The sequence below is a fragment of the Plantactinospora sp. CNZ321 genome (assembly GCF_004217235.1).
In genome coordinates this window covers 4,659,472-4,679,425 of the sequence record NZ_SHKQ01000001.1, presented here as the reverse complement: position 1 = coordinate 4,679,425, position 19,954 = coordinate 4,659,472, and the positions used below count along the sequence as shown (strand labels likewise).

Annotated in this window: 19 protein-coding genes; all 19 read left to right on the top strand. The window is 71.1% G+C overall.

Annotated features, from left to right (window positions below; all coding sequences use genetic code 11):
* The first annotated feature begins 8 nt into the window (after nucleotides 1–8).
* The 19 genes from EV371_RS20385 (at nucleotide 9) to EV371_RS20295 (ending at nucleotide 19,825) form a co-directional block, all read left to right on the top strand.
* A complete protein-coding gene (locus EV371_RS20385; protein ID WP_165436762.1) occupies nucleotides 9–602 on the top strand; it encodes a cysteine hydrolase family protein in 594 nt (197 codons plus the stop codon).
* The gene (locus tag EV371_RS20380) at nucleotides 599–739 is read left to right on the top strand and encodes a class I SAM-dependent methyltransferase (RefSeq protein ID WP_130463460.1); all 141 of its coding nucleotides are present in this window, start codon (nucleotides 599–601) and stop codon (nucleotides 737–739) included. The genes EV371_RS20385 and EV371_RS20380 overlap by 4 nt, the downstream gene beginning before the upstream one ends.
* A 38-nt stretch (nucleotides 740–777) precedes the next feature.
* Nucleotides 778–1,593, top strand: coding sequence for an HpcH/HpaI aldolase/citrate lyase family protein (locus EV371_RS20375; protein WP_130463459.1), 816 nt, complete (start codon nucleotides 778–780; stop codon nucleotides 1,591–1,593).
* Nucleotides 1,586–2,464 (top strand): aldolase/citrate lyase family protein, encoded by an 879-nt coding sequence (locus tag EV371_RS20370; protein ID WP_130463458.1) that lies wholly within the window; start codon nucleotides 1,586–1,588, stop codon nucleotides 2,462–2,464. The genes EV371_RS20375 and EV371_RS20370 overlap by 8 nt, the downstream gene beginning before the upstream one ends.
* Before the next feature lie 76 nt (nucleotides 2,465–2,540).
* Nucleotides 2,541–3,704 (top strand): ABC transporter substrate-binding protein, encoded by a 1,164-nt coding sequence (locus EV371_RS20365; protein ID WP_130463457.1) that lies wholly within the window; start codon nucleotides 2,541–2,543, stop codon nucleotides 3,702–3,704.
* Between the two features lie 275 nt (nucleotides 3,705–3,979).
* Nucleotides 3,980–4,558, top strand: a complete 579-nt coding sequence (locus tag EV371_RS20360; protein ID WP_130463456.1) for a cysteine hydrolase family protein — start codon at nucleotides 3,980–3,982, stop codon at nucleotides 4,556–4,558.
* 7 nt (nucleotides 4,559–4,565) lie between these two features.
* A complete protein-coding gene (locus EV371_RS20355) occupies nucleotides 4,566–5,948 on the top strand; it encodes an MmgE/PrpD family protein (protein ID WP_130463455.1) in 1,383 nt (460 codons plus the stop codon).
* A gap of 71 nt (nucleotides 5,949–6,019) precedes the next feature.
* Entirely contained in the window at nucleotides 6,020–6,790 is a 771-nt protein-coding gene (locus tag EV371_RS20350) for an ABC transporter ATP-binding protein (protein WP_165436761.1), read from the top strand.
* Nucleotides 6,783–7,568 carry an ABC transporter ATP-binding protein gene (locus tag EV371_RS20345; RefSeq protein ID WP_486484717.1) on the top strand — a complete coding sequence of 262 codons (786 nt, stop codon included), beginning with the start codon at nucleotides 6,783–6,785 and terminating at the stop codon, nucleotides 7,566–7,568. Before EV371_RS20350 ends, EV371_RS20345 begins: the two co-directional genes overlap by 8 nt.
* Nucleotides 7,540–8,415 (top strand): branched-chain amino acid ABC transporter permease, encoded by an 876-nt coding sequence (locus EV371_RS20340; protein WP_130463454.1) that lies wholly within the window; start codon nucleotides 7,540–7,542, stop codon nucleotides 8,413–8,415. The genes EV371_RS20345 and EV371_RS20340 overlap by 29 nt, the downstream gene beginning before the upstream one ends.
* A gap of 30 nt (nucleotides 8,416–8,445) precedes the next feature.
* Complete coding sequence (locus EV371_RS20335; RefSeq protein ID WP_130463453.1) at nucleotides 8,446–9,330, top strand: branched-chain amino acid ABC transporter permease; 885 nt, start codon at nucleotides 8,446–8,448, stop codon at nucleotides 9,328–9,330.
* A complete protein-coding gene (locus EV371_RS20330; protein WP_130463452.1) occupies nucleotides 9,327–10,670 on the top strand; it encodes an MmgE/PrpD family protein in 1,344 nt (447 codons plus the stop codon). Before EV371_RS20335 ends, EV371_RS20330 begins: the two co-directional genes overlap by 4 nt.
* A complete protein-coding gene (locus EV371_RS20325; protein ID WP_130463451.1) occupies nucleotides 10,667–11,866 on the top strand; it encodes an MFS transporter in 1,200 nt (399 codons plus the stop codon). The genes EV371_RS20330 and EV371_RS20325 overlap by 4 nt, the downstream gene beginning before the upstream one ends.
* A gap of 23 nt (nucleotides 11,867–11,889) precedes the next feature.
* Nucleotides 11,890–12,426 carry a MaoC family dehydratase gene (locus EV371_RS20320; protein WP_130463450.1) on the top strand — a complete coding sequence of 179 codons (537 nt, stop codon included), beginning with the start codon at nucleotides 11,890–11,892 and terminating at the stop codon, nucleotides 12,424–12,426.
* A complete protein-coding gene (locus tag EV371_RS20315; RefSeq protein WP_130463449.1) occupies nucleotides 12,423–14,513 on the top strand; it encodes a hydantoinase/oxoprolinase family protein in 2,091 nt (696 codons plus the stop codon). Before EV371_RS20320 ends, EV371_RS20315 begins: the two co-directional genes overlap by 4 nt.
* Nucleotides 14,513–16,228 carry a hydantoinase B/oxoprolinase family protein gene (locus EV371_RS20310; RefSeq protein ID WP_130463448.1) on the top strand — a complete coding sequence of 572 codons (1,716 nt, stop codon included), beginning with the start codon at nucleotides 14,513–14,515 and terminating at the stop codon, nucleotides 16,226–16,228. The genes EV371_RS20315 and EV371_RS20310 overlap by 1 nt, the downstream gene beginning before the upstream one ends.
* Nucleotides 16,225–17,454 (top strand): MmgE/PrpD family protein, encoded by a 1,230-nt coding sequence (locus EV371_RS20305; protein WP_130463447.1) that lies wholly within the window; start codon nucleotides 16,225–16,227, stop codon nucleotides 17,452–17,454. Before EV371_RS20310 ends, EV371_RS20305 begins: the two co-directional genes overlap by 4 nt.
* 27 nt (nucleotides 17,455–17,481) lie before the next feature.
* Nucleotides 17,482–18,621: a CaiB/BaiF CoA transferase family protein gene (locus EV371_RS20300; RefSeq protein WP_130463446.1), complete on the top strand. Its 1,140-nt coding sequence runs from the start codon at nucleotides 17,482–17,484 to the stop codon at nucleotides 18,619–18,621.
* A gap of 43 nt (nucleotides 18,622–18,664) precedes the next feature.
* Entirely contained in the window at nucleotides 18,665–19,825 is a 1,161-nt protein-coding gene (locus tag EV371_RS20295) for an acyl-CoA dehydrogenase family protein (RefSeq protein ID WP_207230552.1), read from the top strand.
* Nucleotides 19,826–19,954: the final 129 nt, after the last annotated feature.

Here is a 19,954-nt window from a genome sequence, read left to right as displayed (position 1 = left end):
GAGTCGTCATGGCCCGTCCCGTGCTCGTCCTGATGGACTTCCAGGAAGGCATCTGTCGTCCCGACGGCCCGATCGGCCGGCAGGGCACCGCTGCCGAGGTGTCCCGCCGGGGCGTGCTGGAGGCTGCCCGGTCGGCGCTGGAGTGGTTCCGCGTGGCCGGCCATCCGGTGATCCACGTGCTGGTCGCCTTCGATCCCGACTACCACCGGCTCACCTCCTCGTCTCGCCGGTTCGCCGCGATGCGGCAGCACCGGATGCTGCTGGCGGACGACCCATGGGCGCGGATCTGTGCCGAGCTCGCGCCGGTGCCGGGGGAGCCGGTGGTGGAGAAGGGCTGCGTCAACCCGTTCGTCGGCACCGCACTGGGCCAGATACTCAACCGGCTCTCCCCCGCCGACCTGGTACTCGCCGGGGTCGCGACCAACCATGTGGTCGAGTCGACGGCCCGGTACGCCGCCGACAGCGGTTACCCGGTGGTGGTGCTGGAGGACGCCTGCGCCAGCTTCACCCCGGAGCTGCACGCCTTCTCGGTCGAACAGATGCTGCCGGCGTACGCGAGGGTGACCAGCGTGGCGACCTACCAGGAGGAGGGTTCCAGATGAGCAGGCTCGGCAAGCGGTACCGGTGCCAGGAGTGCGGCACCACGGTGCTCTGTGTGCGCCCGGGGCCGGAGGAGTTCCGGTGCTGCGGGCGGGAGGTGGTCGAACTGACCATGCAGGAACTTCCGTCCGGGGACTGACCGTGAGGCGCGCCCGGGACGTACCGGAGGGAGGCAGGATGGAGGATCCGCGGTGGGCCCGCAGCTGGCTTTTCGTGCCGGGCGACCGGCCGGATCGGTTCGGCAAGGCCGAGGCCAGCGGCGCGGACGTGGTCATCGTCGACCTTGAGGACGCGGTGGCTCCCGGGGCGAAGGAGGTCGCCCGCCGGCACGTCGCGGCGTGGCTCCGCGCCGGGAACCGGGTGGCGGTACGGGTCAACGGCGTCGCCACACCGTGGTTCGCCGACGACATCGCCGCGCTGGTGGTGACGCCCCCGCTGGCGGTCGTGCTGCCGAAGGTGGAGAGCGCCTCGGAGGTCGCCGCCGTCCGGGCGGTGCTGCCGGTACCGGTGCTGCCGACCGTGGAGTCGGCGCGCGGGATGCTCGAACTCTCCGAGGTCTGCCGGGCGGAGGGCACCTGCCGGATCGTTTTCGGGTCGCAGGACTTCGCGATCGACGCCGGCATCGACCCGGACTGCGTCGAGGCCGCCGCGGCGACGCGGAGCTGGCTCGTGCTGGCCAGCCGGGCGCACGGCCTGCCCGGGCCGATCGACGGGCCCACCCGGGCCTGGGACGACCCGCAGGCGGTGGCGGACGCGGTCCGGTTGGCCCGACGCATGGGTCTGACCGGCAAGCTCTGCATCCATCCCGCGCAGGTCGCCCCGACCCGGCAGGGTTTCGCCCCGCCTCCGGAGGAGGTCGCCTGGGCGCGGAGAGTGGTGGCGAACGGGGCGCGGGGGGCCGTTCGGGTGGGTTCGGAGATGGTGGACAAGCCGGTACTCGACCGCGCGGAGCGAATCCTCCGGGAAGCCGGGGGGACGGTCGGGGATGGCTGACCAGGCGGGGGAGCCGGGCGAGGGGCGGCGCGGCAGCCGCGGTGCCGGGTGGGCGCCGCTGCGGCGGGATCGCCAGGACATCTTCACCCGGCGGATCAGCGCCGGTGAGCCGGCCACCGCGGTATGGGTCACGATGGGTTGGCCGCACGTGATGGAGTTGCTCGGGGCGGCGGGGGTGCACGCGGGCTTCATCGACCTGCAGCATGTCAGCTTCGGCCTCGCCGAGGCGCAGCAGCTGATCCTTGCGGCGGAGGCGGCGGGGGTGTCGGCGTACGTTCGCCCCACCCGGGTCGACCGGGACGAGGTGTCCCGGATTCTCGACGCCGGCGCCAGCGGGGTGGTGTTCCCGGAGGTCGAGGACGCGGCGACCGCGCGTGCCGCGCTGGCGGCGCTCCGCTATCCACCGCGCGGCGTCCGGGGCTGGGGCGGTGCGCACACCCGGTTCGCCGGGTGGCAGGGCGGCGCTGCCCGAGACGAGGTACTCGGTCTTCCGGTCGGTGGCGGACGGCCGGTCCACAATGCAGATTTCGTGTCCCGGGCCGAACGGGTCGCGTGTGTGGTCATTGTCGAGAGTGTCCGCGCGGTCGAGAACATCGACGAGATAGTGGCCGTGGACGGGATCGACGGCGTGATTTTCGGTTGGGGCGATTACTCGGTCGAGGTCGGGTTCGACCCGTACGCCTGTGACGCCGCCGCCGATCGTGTCTACACCGCGTGCCGGCGCCGCGACGTCGGGGTGGCTCTGCCGTACTCCGAGTCCGGGCGGGAACGCTTTTATCCGGGGTGCTTCTCCGTGGTCGGGGTGGACACTCTGATGTTCAGCGCGGGGCTGCACAGCGCGGTGAAGGGAGGGCGAACGCACTGGTCGTAGCGCACAGTCAGCCGTTTGGGGGAGGTCTATCGCGGGGGCATATTTTATATTTAACGCACCCTTGAAGGGAGTCACTATGCGTAAGTCAAAGCTGACTATACTAACGACCCTTCTCTCGTGTTCCGCATTGCTCGCCGCCGGTTGTGGCGGGGAGGGTGGATCCGATGGTTCCGGCGAGGGCGGAACCCTCACGATCGCCATGATCCAGCCGCTGACCGGGACGTCCGGCTACTACGGCGGCCGCATTCAGCAGGGTGCCCAACTCGCCGTCGACGAGGTCAACGCCGCCGGCGGTGTGCTCGGCAGGAAACTGGCGCTCACCGTAGAGGACGGGCAGTCCGACAAGACCCAGACCGTCAACCTGTTCCGCAAGCTCGCCTCGGACCGCAACGTCCCGGTGATCGTCGGGCCGACGGACTCGTCGAGCTACCTCGCCGCGGCACCGCTGGCCGAGTCGCTCAAGGTCACCTGGTTCAGCGCCGGATCGGGCTCCCCGTGGCCCGACGGCCTGCCCAACGACTACACCTACCGCAACACCGTGCCGTTCGAGGTGATGGTGAGCAGTCACCTGCGGAACGTGCTGCCCAAGCTGGGCGCCACCGAGGTCTCGGCGATCTACTCGCCGGACAACGCAGGGGTTGCCGGCCCGCAGGAGATCGGCAGCAGGACCGTCAAGGAACTCGGCATCACGGAGGCCGCCGTGGTCGAGGCGAAGTCGGGTACCACCGACTTCGGCCCGCAGATCACCCGCCTCCAGGCGAACAGCCCCAAGGTGGTCATCGTCAACCTGACGACAGCCGACGCGTCGCTGTTCATGCGGCAGGCCCGCGGCCGTGGCCTGCAGGCACAGTTCGTCGCCGGGCACAACGGGCTGCTCGACCTCAAGGTCATGGAGCTGTCGCAGGGCGCGGCGGAGGGCCTGATCGTGCCGTCGCACTTCAGTGCCGACCAGAGCGATCCGGAGGTCAAGAAGTTCCTCGATGCCTGGGCCGCGAAGAACGGCAAGCTCGACGACTATCTCGTCACCTACGGCTACGACGTGGTATTCATCATCAAGCAGGCGATCGAGGCGGCGAATTCCGTATCGGACCGTACCGCGATCGCCGAGAACATCGGGAAAATCAAGGACCTCTGTCTGGCCAGCGGCTGTTACAACTACGAAGGTCCGGGCGACCGGGTCGGCGCGGATGTCTTCCCTATCGTCATGACCGCGAATGGCTTCGAGAAGTGGGCCCCCTGACGGGTCGCCGTCCGGCCTCCGGGCCGGATGGCGCTCATTGAACCTTTCTCAACCTGAACCGCGCGGCGCTCACACACCGCGTCCGACCTTGCGCTCCCACGGACCGCAAGGGGAGGTTGAAAAAGGCTCATTCATGAATCTCGTCGACAACGGTTCATCGGGCATCCGTTGAACCCTGGGAGAGGAAAGCCGTGTCTGACACTGCGAAGGAGCTTGGAGTTCCAGCAGCGAAACCGCCACTGACACCGGGTTCAACGGCGCTCGTGCTGATCGACATGATTCTGGGCGATACCGATCCGGAAGTCGGCCTGGGCACCGTCGTGGCCAATCCGTACTTCTTCGGCCGGATCGCCGACCAGGTGATACCCAACGCCGAACGGCTGCTGGGCTTCTTCCGGGACAACGGTCTGCCGGTGATCCACGTGCGGGTGGTCAGCAACCCGGACGACGCCGGTGACTGGCCGAAGACCTACCGCCCGTACCTGCTCGCCCGCCGGCTTCTGCCGGCCCGTCCAGGCGAGCGGGGCTACGAGTTCGTCCGGACGCTGGAGCCCCGCCCCGACGAACTGGTGATCGAGAAACGGTCGATCAGCGTGTTCAACTCCACGGGGCTGGACACGGTGCTGCGCCGGATGCAGGTCGACGACCTGGTGTTCGTCGGGGTCGCCACGAACTACGGCGTCGGGCACAGCGCGATCGACGCCGCCGACCGCGGTTTCGGGGTGGCCGTGGTGGAGGACGCCACGGCCGCCTATTCCGCCCAGACCCACGACGAGTGGATCGCGATGAACGGGAGCTACTACTTCCGCCCGCTGAGCACCGACGCGGTCATCGCGGAACTGTCGCGGAAGTAGGACCAGGATGACAGCCGAACCGACGCCCAGCACCGAGGGTTTCTACCTGGACCGGGTCGCGGCGTTCGTCGAGGGGTTCGACCTGGCGGACGCGCCGGCGGCGGTCGCCGGGCACGCCGGGGCGATCCTGCTCGACACGGTCGGCGTGATGGTCTCCGGCAGTACGGCACCGGAGGTCCGCAAGTTGCAGTCCCGGCTCGGTCGGGTGGTCACCGACCGGGCCGGGACGGCCTCCAGCCCAGGATCGCCGCTGGCGTTCACCCCCGCCACCGCCGCGTTCCTGAACGGCACCGCCGGCACCTGGGACGAGCTGGACGAGGGCAACTACGTCACCCACCAGCATCCGGCGATCCACGTGGTCCCGGCCGCGCTGGCGGTGGCCGAGGCGCACGGCCGGTCCGGGCGGGCGCTGCTGGAGGCGGTGGTGCTGGGGTACGAGGTGGCGGCCCGGGCCGGCGCGGCCACCACGTTCCGGGACGACGTCATGCATCCACACGGCACGCACGGCATCCTGGGCGGGGCGGCGGCGGTGGCGAAGCTGCTGCGGCTGACCGCGCCGCAGATCCGGTCGGCGATCGGGGTCGCCTCGTCGATGTCCGTCGCCACGGCGCGCGGGACGGTGTTCGAAGGGGCCACCGTGCGCAACACCTACGCCGGACAGGCCGGCCAGCACGCCGTCCTCGCCGCCGACCTGGCGCTGGCCGGGTTCACCGCTCAGCGCGACGGGCCGGGGGCGGTGCTCGGCAGCGTCTCCGGCACGGCCTTCGACCGCGACCGGTTCACCGACGGCCTCGGCACCGACTTCATGCTGACCCGAAACTACTTCAAGTTCCACGCGTGCTGCGCCTACAACCACGCCACGCTCGACGCGCTGCGCCAGGCCACCGGAGCGCGGACGATCGCCGCCGCCGACATCACCCGGGTCGACATCGCCACCTACTTCCCGGCCACCCGGATGACGGCGACCCACCTCCGCAGCCCGCTCGCCGCGAAGTTCTCGCTGCCGTTCACGGCCTCGGCCATGCTCACCCGGGGAAGTTGCGACCGGGAGGTGTTCGAGGACCGACACCTGCGCGCTGCGGACATCCGGGACCTGATGGGCCGGGTGCACGTGGTGGAGGACCCGCGGGCCACCCGGGACTACCCGCAGGCACAGCGGGCGAGGGTACGGGTGCTGCTCGCCGACGGGTCGACACTGGCCGCGTCGGTCGAGCGGGTCGTCGGCGACTGGCGGGCGCCGGTCCCCGAGGCGGCCCTCACCGCGAAGTTCGATCGCCTGTCACAACACCTGTCCGGCACCGCCGCGACCCGGCTGCGTCAGGGGCTGCTCCGACCCCAGGGCGTGTCGGCCGGGACACTCGGCGATCTGATACGGGGAGAAACCGTATGACCCGTCCCCAGGAAGACCTGAAAACCGGCGGGGCAACCTCGGCCACGCCGGGCCACCCGGGGCGAGCCGGCGTGGCTGCGCCGCTGCTGGCCTGTGCACACGTGTCGAAGAGCTTCGGGGGCGTGCACGCGGTCCGGGACGTGTCACTGGCCGTACCCGAGGGCGGAATCGTCTCGCTGATCGGCCCGAACGGGGCCGGGAAGACCTCGTTGTTCAACTGCCTGTCGGGCTATCTGCCTCCCGACTCCGGCACCGTCGTCTTCGACGGCACGCCGGTCGCCGGGGTGGGACTGCACCGGGCCGCCCGGCTGGGTCTCGTCCGGACCTTCCAGAACATCCGGATGTTCTCCGCGCTCACCGTGATGGAGTCGCTGATCGCGGCACAGCACCTGCGGGCCCGTACCGGGCCGGTGGCGAGACTGCTCGGGCTGCCGAAGGCGAGCCGGGAGTGGAAGCGGATGGTCGCCCGGGCCGAGGAGCTGACCGAGCTGCTCGGCCTCGTCGAGCACCGCAACCTGCGGGCGAGCCGGCTGCCGCTGCTGGAGCAGCGCAAGCTGGAGGTGGGGCGGGCCCTGGCCACCGGCCCGCGCATGGTGCTGCTCGACGAACCCAGCGCCGGAGCGACCCCGAAGGAGGCCGAGGAACTGGTCGGGATCATCCGTGCGGTGAACTCGTCCGGGATCGCGGTGCTGCTGATCGAGCACAGCATGAGTGTCGTCATGGACGTCTCGCGGTGGATCCACGTCATGCATCTCGGCGAGCTGCTGGTCGAGGGGACCCCGGCCGAGATCGCCCGCCACGACGAGGTACGCCGGATCTACCTGGGGGATGACGATGAGTGAACCAGCGGACCGGCCCATGCTGCGGGTCAGCGACCTGGTCGTGCAGTACGGCGTGATCCGTGCCCTGCAGGGCGTCTCGCTGCAGGCCCGCCCCGGTCAGATCGTCACCGTGGTCGGCCCGAACGGCGCGGGGAAGACCTCCCTGCTGCGGGCGATCAGCGGCATCACCCGGGTCCGGTCCGGCCAGGTGACGGTGGGCGACGGCACCGACGTCACCAGGCTTCGGGTCGACCTCCGGGTACGCCGGCACGGCATCGCCCTGGTGCCCGAGGGGCGCGGCATCCTGACCATGCTGACCGTGCTGGAGAACCTGGCCCTCGGCGAGCGGATCGGCGCCCTGCGCCGACCCGACCGGGACCCGAAGGAACGGTGGCGGGAGGTGCTCGGGCTCTTCCCGGTGCTGGAGGAGCGCGGACACCAACTGGCCGGTTCGCTCTCCGGCGGCGAGCAGCAGATGCTGACGATCGCCCGCGCCCTGCTCTGCGAACCGGCGATCCTGCTGCTGGACGAGCCGAGCATCGGCCTCGCGCCGCTGATCATCCGCCGCATCTTCGACTCGCTGCGAACCCACCTGGAGGGCAGCGAGCTTTCGGTGCTGCTCGTCGAGCAGAACACCAAGCTGGCCCTGGACGTCGCCTCGTACGGCTACGTGATCGAGCGGGGCCAACTGCAGATCTCTGGACCGACGGCCGAGCTTCGCAACAACCCGCTGCTGCGCGAGGCATATCTCGGAAAGGCAATGGTGCCGGATGAGCCAGCTCCTTCAGACAATCATTGACGGTGCGGTCCTCGGCAGCACGTACTCGCTGCTCGCCCTGGGGTTCGCGCTCGTCTTCGGGGTGCTCGGGGTACTCAACGTCGCCCACGCCGAGTTCGCGGTGCTCGGCGCGTACATCGCGCTGGTCACGGCCAACTCGCTCGGCGCCAATCTGCTGGTGGCACTGCTCACCGCGATTGCCGTGGGCGTGGTCAGCGGTGTGCTGTTGCAGACCGCCGTGCTGCGCAGACTCACCACCGAACAGCACCTCTCCGCCTTCATCGCGACGGTCGGCGTCTCGTTCGTCATCCAGTACGGCATCGCCCGGATCTTCGGTGCCCGGCCGCAGGCGTTCCCGGCGCTCATCCCCGCCGATTTCCACACCGTCGCCGGGGTCACCATCTCCAACCCGCAACTACTGATCATGGCGGTCGCCGCCGCGACGGTGGCGTTCCTGCTGGCCTGGCTGCGCCGGTCGTCCAGCGGTCGGGAGATCCGGGCGGTCGCCGAGAGCGAGACCGTCGCCTCGATCCTCGGGGTGAACGTGATCCGGATCCGGCTGCTCACGATCTGCATCGCCACCACCATGGCCGCGGTCTCCGGCGTCCTGCTGAGCAACCTCAACGGGGCGGTCACCCCGTTCATCGGCAGCGAGCTGTCGCTGAAGATGTTCGTCATCGTGCTCGTGGCCGGCATGGGCAGCATCGGCACTCCGGCACTGGTGGCGCTCGGGCTCGGCCTCACCGAGTCGATCACGGTCGTCTACGTCGGCGCGCAGTGGCAGAACTTCGCGGGCTTCCTCGTGCTGATCCTCATCCTCCTGCTCCGGCCGCAGGGGATCGCGGGGAAGGCGGTCCGCCTTGGCTGAGCACCACTTCGACAGCGTCCGGGAGAGCCGATGAACAGCTACTGGACCAGCGTACTGACCACGGCGACGATCCTGTCCATCGCGGCGGTCGGGTTGCAGATCACGATCCGGTCGGGTCAGTTCTCGGTCGCGCACGCGGCACTGATGGGGCTCGGCGGCTACCTCGCCGGGTACGCCGCCCGCGACTGGGATGTCGGCTTCCTGCCAGGCCTGGCACTCGCCGCGGCGGTGGGCGCGCTGGTCGGCGTCCTCATCTCCGCCCTGCTGCTGCGGCTCGGCGGGCTGACCCTCGGCATCGCCACCCTGGCCATCGGCGAGGGCCTGGTCATCATCGCGAACACGTTCTTTCCCGGGAAGGCGGACGGTCTGATCGGTGTGCCACTGCACACCACCCTGCCGATCGCGCTGGGATTCCTCGCCCTGGTGATGCTCATCGCCACCCGGCTGCGGGCCAGTACCTCCGCACTGGCGCAGATCGCCAGCGGCGACGACAACCTCGCGGCCAACTCGTTGGGCATCTCCGCCACCCGGACCAAGCTGTGGGGCTTCGGCATCGGTGGCGCGATCGCCGGGTTGGCCGGCGGACTGAACGTGTTCTTCCTCGGCCTGATCATCCCGCACGACCTCGGTTTCGCCCTGGAGATGCAGCTCCTGCTCTTCGTGATCATCGGAGGTCGCGCCACCATCTGGGGACCGGTACTCGGGGCGTGCTTCATCACGCTGGGCACCGAGATGCTCCGGGTGGCCACGCTGGACCGGTACTGGATTCTCGGCCTGCTCCTGGTGGCCGTCGTGCTGTGGCGTCCGGAGGGCGTGCTGGTGCGGATCCCGCTGCGGTTCGGCGTCCCGCTGCGGACCGCCCTGCTCGGCCCGGTGCGCCGGTGGCGGTCGCGCGAGCCACAGGTCGAGGGATGACCTCCGCTCCGTCGGACCGGGCGGGCTTTCCGTGGGGCCGGGCGAGCGCGCTGCTGGCCGTCGCGCTCGCCACGGCGGTGGCCGGGACGAGGTCCCGGGAGGCGGCGCTGCTGTCGCGGGCGCTTCCGACATCGTCCGAGGCCGGTCCCTGTGCGCTGCTCGGCCGCTCCGAGCGGACCAGCGCCACCCACGCGGCGGTGTGGAACGGCGCGCTGATCCACTGCGCCGACTACGACGACACCCACCAGGCCAGCGTCGTGCATCCGAGTGCCGCGGTGCTGCCGGCCGCGCTGGCCGCCGCCGATTCCGGCTCGCGCACGGTCGGCGACCTGATCCAGGCGTACGCCCTGGGCTGTGAGTCGGTGATCCGGCTGGCCCTGGCGGCACCCGGCGGCTTCCACGCCCGCGGCTTCCACGCCACCGCGGTGTGCGGGCCGGTCGGCGCGGCGGTGGCGGCGGGCTGGTTGGGGGAGCACGACGAGCGGACGATCCGGGCGGCGGCCGGGATCGCGGCGACGCTGGGCGCAGGGTCGTTCGAGTACATCAACTCGGGTGGCAACTCCAAGGTGCTCTATCCGGGGTTCGCGGCGCGGACCGGCCTCGAGGCGGTGGCGCTGGCGGCGGCCGGCTTCCGGCCGCCGACGGCGGCGGTCGACGGGACGTATGGCCTGCTCGCCAGCCACACCGGGGTGCGGAGGCCGGCGCCACCGCTGGTGCTCGGCACCACGGCGCCGGCCGACGGGTGGCGGTTCACCGAGACGGCGGTGAAGTCCTATCCCTGCTGCTACTTCAGCCAGGTTTTCCTGGACGCGCTGGCGCTGCTGCGCGACGGTGTTCCGCCGGATCAGGTGGAGCGGATCGAGTGCCACGGCCCGCGCGAGATGCTGGAACCCGTCTTCGAGCCGCGCGAGCGGCGGATCCGGCCGGTGGACGGCTACGACGCGAAGTTCGCGTTGCCGTTCCAGCTCGCCGCGATGCTGGTGACCGGCCGGATGGACGTCTCGACCTTCGCGTCCGCGACCCTGGCCGACCCGCGGATCGGGCCGCTCGCCGAGCGGGTGGTGCCGGTCTTCACCGACGAGCTGGGCCGCTACCCGGCGGCGATGCCGGGGCGGGTGGTGCTCTGCCGGCGGGACGCCCCGGCGGTCTCCGTCGCGCTGGACGCGTCGCGCGGCGCCGGGAGCTGGGAGTTGGGCTCCGAGTACGTGACCGCACGGCTGCGCCGCGACCTGGGCGCCCTGACGCCGACGCTGGTCGGGGTGCTCTCCGATCCGGCCGCCCCGGTGCACCGGCTGACCGAGCCACTCGCCGGCGGGGTGGCTGCCTCGGCGGTCGGATGACCGCCCTGCCGGCGCCGCCCGCCCCGCAGGTCGTGCGGGGCATGGTGGGGCTCTGCTCCGTGATCGTCGGGGTCTCGCCGGGCTGGTCGCTCATCTCGACCCTGGGGTTGGCCTTCCACACCCAGTTGCGGGTCAGCGAGGTGGGGGTGGGGCTGCTGGCCGCCCTGGTGAGTTTCGGATACGTGGGTGCCAGCCTGCCGCTCGGGCGGTTGATCGACCGTTCGGGCGGCCAGGCGCTGCTCACCGGCGCGTCGAGTGCGCTCGCGGTGTTGTTCGTCGCTCTCGTACTGGTCGGGCGGGTGTGGGCGCTCGCGATCGTGGTGTTCCTGGCCGGGGCGGTCTGGTCCGGCTGCGTCGCGGCCACCAACCGGTACTCCGTGCTGATCGCGCCACCGAACCGGCGCGGCATCATCATGGGGGTCGTCCAGGCGACCACGATGCTCGTCGGCGGCGTCTCCGCCGTGGTGCTGCCGCAGGTGGCGACCCGCTGGACCTGGCGGGAGGCGGTGCTCCTGCTGGCGGCGGTGGCGGTGCTCGCCGGTGTGACGACCGGGCTGGCGCTGCGGGGGCACCACCGGGTGCCGACGCCGGGGGAGCGCCCGAAGCGCGCGACGATCCGGTTCACCCGGCCGTTCTGGGCGCTGCTCGGCTACGGCGTCGTGATGGGCGTCGCGATGCACTGCGCCTGGACGTTCATGCTGATCTTCCTGGACGCCGAGGGTGCCTCGACCGCGTTCGGCAGCGTCGCCCTGGCATCGCTGTTCCTCTGCGGGGGCATCGGCCGGCTGTTGTGGGGGCTCGTGGTCGACCGGGGCGTCAGCCACTGGCCACTGCTGGCGTTCTCCGCGCTGGGCGGTGCGTTGGCGATCCTGCCGATGGCGCTGGGAGTGGGCGAGGTGGTGCTGCTCTGCTGCGTGGTCGGGATCGGCACGCTGCTGGTCGGTCACAACACGGTCTTCATCCTGGCCGGGATGCGGATGGTGCCGGCGAGCGGGTGGGCGGTGGCCGGGGCCGCGCTGACCTCGTCGCACGTCGTGGGCGGCATGGTGGGGCCGCCGCTGTTCGCGCTCGTGGTGGAGCGGGGCGGCGGCTACGGTCGGGCCTGGGCGGGGGTCGCTGCGCTGCTGGTGCTCAGCCTGGCTGCCCTGTGGGTGGCGTCCCGGCCATTGCGAAGCAGTGCGGTGCAGGATATATAATATAGCAAGCCCAGGGAGGTGCTGTGAGGCAGGACGAGAAGCAGAACGCCTGGGACGACGCCACGGTCGTCTCCGTCGTACCGGGAAACTTCTACGAAGACTTCGTCGCCGGGACGGTCTACCGCCACGCCAGAGGTCGGACGATCACCGAGGCCGACAACATCTGGTTCACCCTGTTGACGAACAACACCAACCCGCTGCACTTCGACCGGCCGTACGCGAAGGCGGCCGCGATGAAGGACTACCTGGTGGTCTCCACCCTGACCCTCGCCGTGGTCACCGGCCTCACCGTGCCGGACATCAGCGAGAACGCGGTCGCCAACCTGGGTTGGGACCGGGTGGTGCTCGCCGCCCCGGTCCGGATCGGGGACACCCTCTACGCCGAAACCCTCGTCTCCGGCGTCCGCGAGTCCGCCTCCCGCCCCTACGCCGGCATCCTGCAGACCTCGACCAGGGGCCGGAACCAGAACGGCGAGGTCGTCATCACCTTCGACCGCGTGATCATGGTCTACCGGCGCGGCCACGGCCCGCGTGGCAACGGCGGAAAGGGACAGGGATGAGCGCCGACAGCCGGCCGGAGCCGCTCCGCGTCGGCTGCGACATCGGCGGCACCTTCACCGACTTCGTACTCTCCGACGCGCTCACCGGCGAGATCACCGTGCACAAGCGACTGACCACCCCCGAGGAGCCGTCCCGCGCCGTGCTGGAGGGGCTCGCGGTACTGCGGGAACAGGCCGGCGACCGGGCGATCGAGGCGATGGTGCACGCGACCACCCTGGTCGTCAACGCGGTCATCGAGGCGAAGGGGGCGGCCACCGGTCTGATCACCACCCGTGGCTTCCGGGACATCCTCGAACTGCGGCGGCACATGCGTACCCACGTGTTCGACATCTACGGCGATCCCGCGCCTCCCCTGGTACCCCGGTGGCACCGGCACGAGGTCGACGAGCGGATCTTCGCCGACGGCGACGTCGTCACGCCGCTGGACGAGGAGCAGGTACGGACCGCGGCCCGCCGCCTCGTCGACGCGGGCGTGCCGACGATCGCGGTGGTCTTCCTGCACTCGTACGCGAACCCGGCCCACGAGCGCCGCGCCGCCGAACTGATCCGCGAGGTCAGCCCGACCGTGGAGATCTCGCTCTCGTCCGAGGTGCTGCCGCTGATCGGGGAGTTCAACCGCACCTCCACGACCGTGATCAACGCCTACGTCAAGCCGCTGATCCGCCGTTACCTCAGCCAACTCGCCGAGGCGTCCGGGCAGTACGGCGTCAACCGGTTCCACGTGATGTCCTCCGACGGCGGTCTCAACGCCGTCGACACCGCGACTGAATACCCCTGCCGGATGATCGAGTCCGGTCCGGTGGCCGGCGCGATCGCCGCCCGGTCGGTGGCCGCGACGGCCGGGCTCGACCATGTCCTCTCCTTCGACATGGGCGGTACCACCGCCAAGGCGTGCCTGGTCAAGGGCGGGGCCGTACCGATCACCTCCGACCTGGAGGTGGCCCGGACACACCGGTTCCGCAAGGGCAGCGGCTACCCCGTCTCCGTCCCGTCGGTGGACCTCATCGAGATCGGCGCCGGTGGCGGCAGCATCGCCAGCCTCAACGGTCTCGGACTGATCCAGGTCGGCCCGGAGAGCGCGTCGGCCCACCCCGGTCCGGCCTGCTACGGACTCGGCGGGCAGCGTCCCACCGTCACCGACGCCGACCTGGTGCTCGGCTACCTGTCCGCCGACAACTTCCTCGGCGGGCAGATGAAGCTCGACACCACCGCGGCCCGGGAGGCGATCCGGGCGCACATCGCCGAGCCGCTCGGCATCGGCATCGAAGAGGCGGCCTGGCGGATCCACGACGTCGCGAACGAGATGATGGCGCACGCCGTACGCCGGCACATGGTCGAGAAGGGTGGCAGCGACGAGCGTGTCACCCTGGTCGCCTTCGGCGGCGCCGGCCCGGTGCACGCGTACAACCTCGCCGACAAGCTCGGCTTCGACGAGGTTCTGGTGCCGCCCCGCGCCGGGGTCGCCTCGGCGGTGGGGCTGCTCGCCGCCCCGGTCGCCTTCCACCTGGCGCACGCGCTCAAGGTCGGCTCCGCCGATCTCGGCCCCGGCCAGTTGGACCGGGAGTTCGCGCGGTTGGCGGAGACGGCCCGAATGCATGTCGCCCGCGCGATGCCGGAGGGCGAGATCGTGTTGCGGTGCGCAGTGGACGTCCGCTTCGCAGGCCAGGGCTTCGAGCTGCGGCTCGACCTCGACCTCGACCGAATCTCCTCGCTGCGCGGGACGGACATCGACGCGCTCTTCTTCCAGGCGTACGAGAAACGGTTCGGCTACTGCTACCCCGACATGCCGGTGGAGATCGTCAACCTGCACGTGGAGGCGTCGACGGTGTCACCGGACAACGCGGTGCTGGCCACGGCGCCGACGGACCGGGCGGCCCGCCCGGTCCACCGACCGGTGTGGCACCCGACGGCCCGCGAGTATGTCGAGCAGCCCTGCTACCGGCGTGACCAGGTGGCCCCGGGGACGAGGATCACCGGCCCGGCGGTCATCGAGGAGGCCGAGTCGACCACGGTGGTGGGCTTCGGCGGGTCGGCAACCGTCGACCAGGGAGGATCGATTCGGTTGCGGGTGGAGGGGAGTTCCTGATGAGCGCCGAAGCCGCGACGACATCCATCGACGCGATCTGGCCGCGGATCCTGTCGTGCGCCGACGAGATCTCGCTGACCCTGCTACGGACGTCGTTCTCCCCGGACGTACGGGAGAACTTCGACTACGGCAACGCCGTCTACGACTCGAAGGGCCGGATGCTGGCACACGGCTGGCCCAGTGCCACCGGTCACCTGACCACGATGGGAAGCTGCGTCAAGGACGTCATCGCCCGGGTCGACCCGGCGACCCTGGTCCCCGGCGACGTGCTGATCGGCAACGACCCGTGGACCGGCAGCGGGCACACCGCCGACGTCTTCGTCGTCACGCCGATCTTCCGCGGCGACCGGCTCGTCGGGTACGCGATGAACATCGTGCACCACCTCGACATCGGCGGACGCCCCAACTCCACGGAGAGCCGGTCGATCTACGAGGAGGGGCTGCGCATCCCCGTCACCCGGCTGGTCCGCGCCGGCAGGCTCAACGAGGACCTGATCGAGATCATCCGCTACAACGTCCGTTTCTCGGACAAGGTGGTGGGTGACATCCTCGCCCAGATCGGTGCCAACCAGGCCGGTGCGACGCGCTTCCTCGAACTGCTCGACCGGTACGGCCTGACCGACCTCGACGAGATCGGCGAGCAACTGTTCCAGCGCACCGAGCAGGGCATGCGTAACGCCATCGCCGCGATTCCCGACGGGATCTACCGGGCGGAGGTCGACATCGACGATACCGACCGGGCCGGCAACCCCCTCTGGCTGCGGATCGCCATCGAGGTGGCCGGCGACAGCGTAACCATCGACTTCACCGGCAGCTCACCGCAGGTGGACCGGCCGATCAACTCGCCGCTCACCTTCACCTCGACCTACTCGGTGGTCGGGATGAAGTTCGTGACCGACCCGTACCTGCCGTTCAACGAGGGCGCCTACCGGCCCATCTCGTTCCGCACCGAACTGGGCACGATCGCCAGCGCGACCTTCCCCGCTCCCACCTACTGGCGGGGTGGGGTGGGCCTGCTGGTGCCGGATCTGATCATCAAGGCCATGTCGGCGGCCATGCCCGGGCAGCTGCCCGCATCCAACGGATCGCTGCCGGTGTGGCTGTACACCGTGCATGGGACCCGCACCGACCGGCAGCCGTTCCTGCTGCACAGCCACTGCTTCGGGGGCACCGGCGGCCGCCCGCATGCCGACGGCCTGTCGTCGACCGGCTTCCCGTACAACATCCAGGACGTGCCGACCGAGGTTTTCGAGAGCGACACGCCGGTGATGTGCGTCCGCCGGGAGTTGCGGGAGGACTCCGGCGGCCCCGGCCGGTTCCGGGGTGGCCTGGGCGAGCGGGTCACCCTCCGCGCTGCTCCGGGCAAGGTCGCCACCGACCGGGTGATCACCGTGACGGGCATGTTCGGCCGGACGAAGAACGGTGCGCCCGGGGTGGAGCAGGGTGGACCCGGGGCGACCGGTGGGCTCTACGTCGACGGGGTCTCCACCGGTGACCGCTCCTACCAGGACATCGACTTCGAACACGACCAGGAGCTGACCCTGCTGCTCCCCGGCGGCGGCGGGTACGGTTCTCCCGCCGAGCGCGACCCGGAATTGCTCGCCAACGACCTGCGCGCCGGGTACGTCTCCGCGGCGGCGGCGCAGCGAGAGTATCCCGCGGTCCTGCCGAGGGCCATGGAGATCCTGGCGGACCGGGAAGGCACCCCGAGGTGACCGGTCCCGGTGTCGCGGCACACCTCGCCCTCTGGGCGGCGACCTTCGAGCCCACCCCGGCGGAGCTGGACCTGGCTCGCCGGGCGCTCGGCGACACGGTGGCCGTCACCCTGGCCGCCCGGGAACATCCGGCCGCGCGGCTCGCCCGTCACCTGCCACCCGCGGTCCGCTGGGCCGCCACCGGCCACCTGCTCGACTTCGACGACGTGCACATTCCCTCGACCGCGCACGTCAGCGTGGTCGCCGTGGCGGGGACCCTCGCCGCCGGTGGGGACGCGCGCTGCTACCTGGCAGGTGCCGGCGTGATGGCCCGGCTCGGCACGATGCTCGGCTGGCGGCACTACGAACGGGGCTGGCACGCCACCTGTACGGCCGGGGCGCCCGCCGCCGCCGTCTGCGCCGGTCTGGCGCTCGGCCTGGACGCCGACGGCCTCACCCACGCCATGGCGCTCGCTGTGCCCGGTGCGGGCGGGGTACGACGGGCCTTCGGCACCGACGCCAAGTGCCTCCAGGTCGGCTTCGCCGTGGACGCCGGGGTGCGGGCGGCGGAGTTGGTCGCGGCGGGGGCCCGGGCCGACCCGTCGGCGGTCGACGAGTGGGCGGCGCTGCTCGGTGGCGATCCGACCGGGCTGCGGGTGGCCGGCCCGGCGGTGCCGGACGGTCTGGCGATCAAGCTCTTTCCCTGCTGCTACGCGCTGCAGCGGCCGATCGCCGCCGTGCTGACGCTGCCCCGGCTTCCGGAGCCGGCCCGGCAGGTGGCGAGGGTCGTGGTGCGGACCGCGACCGCCACCGTCGAGCCGCTGCGCCACCATCGGCCGCGCACCGGTCTGCAGGCGAAGTTCAGCCTGGAGTACGGCATCGCCGCCGCGCTGCTCGACGGCTTTCCCGACCTCGACTCGTTCACCGACGGGGCGGTGGCCCGCGAACCCGCCCAGGCGCTGCTGCGCCGGGTCGAACTGCGCGGCGAGGAGGGTGGAACCGGACTGCTCGACGGCGAACTCGAGCTCACCGTCAGCCTCGTTGACGGCTCCTCGTACGAGGCGCGCGTCGGCGATCCGCCCGGCGCGCCGGGTCGGCCGCCGAGCGACGCGGAGTTCGGGGCCAAACTCGCGGGCTGCGGCCCCGACGTGCCCGCGCTGGTCGACGGCCTGACCTGGTCCTCCGCGCCAGAGTTGCTGGCCGCCGAGCTGCCGGCCGCCGAGCCCTCCGCCGCCAGATCCCGCTGACCGCCTGGAGAGTCGATGCTGCCACCCATGCCCCCGCTACGCGGACTCACCGTCGTCGCGTTGGAGCAGGCGGTCGCGGCGCCGTTCGCCTCCCGCCAGTTGGCCGATCTCGGTGCTCGGGTGATCAAGGTCGAGCGACCCGGCGGCGGGGACTTCGCCCGGGCCTACGACGAGACGGTCCGGGGCATGTCGAGCCACTTCGTGTGGCTGAACCGGTCCAAGGAGTCCATCGCGGTGGACGTCAAGACCGACCGGGGCCGGCGGATCGTCGAGGCGTTGGTCGGCCGGGCGGACGTCTTCGTGCAGAATCTCGCCCCGGGTGCCGCCCAGCGGCTCGGTCTCGGCGCGGACGTCCTCCGGTCCCGGCACCCCGGTCTGATCCACTGTTCGATCTCCGGCTTCGGCGAGGGCGGGCCGTCGTGCCGCAAGAAGGCGTACGACCTGCTGATTCAGTGCGAGGCGGCGCTGCTGTCCGTCACCGGAACCGCGCAGACGCCGGTCAAGGTCGGCATCTCCGTGGCCGACATCGCCGCCGGCATGTACGCGTACACCGGGATACTGACCGCGCTGCTGCGCCGAGCCCGCACCGGGGAGGGCGCCACCATCGAGATCTCGATGCTGGAGGCGCTCGCCGAGTGGATGGGCCACCCGCTCAACTACGCGATGTACGGCGGAACCGCACCGGCCCGGTCCGGCGCGTCGCACGCCGCCATCGCCCCGTACGGACCGTTCCGGTGCGCCGGGGCGGCGCAGGTCTTTCTCGGCGTGCAGAACGAGCGGGAGTGGGCCGTCTTCTGCGCCGACGTCCTGCGCCGCCCGGAACTGTCGACGGACGTCCGGTACGCCAGCAACAGCCGGCGGCTGGCGAACCGGGAGGCGCTGACGGCGGTCATCGAGCGGACCTTCGCGGACCTGCCGATGGCGGAGGTGGAGGCGCGGCTCGACGGCGCCGGAATCGCCAACGCCCGGCTGCGGGACCTCGCCGGGCTCGCGGAGCATGCACAGCTCGCCGCGCGCGGGCGCTGGCGCGAGGTGGACTCCCCGGTCGGCCCCCTCCGCGCGCTCGTTCCGCCGGCGACCTTCGTCGACGAGGAGCCGGTGATGGGGCCCGTTCCCGCGCTCGGCCAGCACACCGAGGCGATTCTCGCGGAACTGGAGCTGCCGTGACGACGGGGGCGGCCGGCCGCGCCGCGACGAGGGGATAGCGATCATGGAGGGTCTGTCCGCGGAGGAGACGGCGGTCGCCGAAACCATCCGGGACTTCGTCAACCGGGAGGTCAAGCCGGTCGCGCGGCACCTCGACCACGCCAACACCTACCCCGAGCGCCTCGTCGAACAGATGAAACGGCTGGGTGTCTTCGGGCTGGCGATCCCGCAGCCGTGGGGCGAGGTACGGGTGAGCACGGCCTGCTATTGCCTGGTCACCGAGGAACTGGCCCGGGGATGGATGAGCCTGGCGGGGGCGATGGGTGGGCACACCGTGGTGGCGAGCCTGATCGCGGCGCACGGTACCCGGGAGCAGCAGGACCGTTACCTGCCGCGGATGGCGACGGGAGAGCTGCGGGCCACCATGGCGCTCACCGAACCGGGCGGCGGCTCGGACCTCCAGGCGATGCGGACTACCGCGCGCCGCGACGGCGACGGTTACGTCGTCAACGGCTCCAAGACCTGGATCAGCAACGCCCGACGGTCGGACCTCGTCGCGTTGCTGTGCAAGACCGACCCCGCCGCGGTCCCCGCCCACCGGGGTATCAGCATCCTGTTGGTCGAGCAGGGTGATGGCTTCACCGTCTCCCGCGACCTGCCCAAGCTCGGGTACAAGGGTGTCGAGAGCTGCGAGCTGTCGTTCGACGAGATGCGGGTACCGGCCGACCGGATCCTCGGCGCCGTGCAGGGGCGGGGCTTCGCGCAGATGATGCGGGGCCTGGAGATCGGCCGTCTCCAGGTCGCCTCCCGGGCTCTCGGCGTCGGCCGGGCCGCTCTGGAGGACGCGCTGCGGTATGCACAGCAGCGGGAGTCGTTCGGAGTGCCGATCTGGAAACACCAGGCCATCGGCAACTACCTGGCGGAGATGGCGACCGCGCTGACCGCCGCCCGGCAACTGACCCTGTACGCGGCCCGGCGGCACGACGCGGGGCAGCGCGTCGACATGGAGGCGGGCATGGCGAAGCTGTTCGCCTCCGAGACAGCCATGCGGATCGCGCTCGACGCCATCCGGATCCACGGTGGGTACGGCTACTCCACCGAGTTCGACGTCGAGCGGTACTTCCGCGACGCGCCACTGATGATTGTCGGTGAGGGTACGAATGAGATCCAGAAGAACGTCATCGTCCGTCAGCTCGTCACCCGAGGCTCGGTCGAGCCGGACTGACCGGCGTCCGGCTGACCCGTGCCGGACTGACCGGCGTCCGGCTGACCCGTGCCCGGCTGGGCTGCTGCGCCCGGCCGCTCGGAGGCCGCGGCCGGCAACGCGTCCGCGGAGGTTACCGTGAGCGCTCCG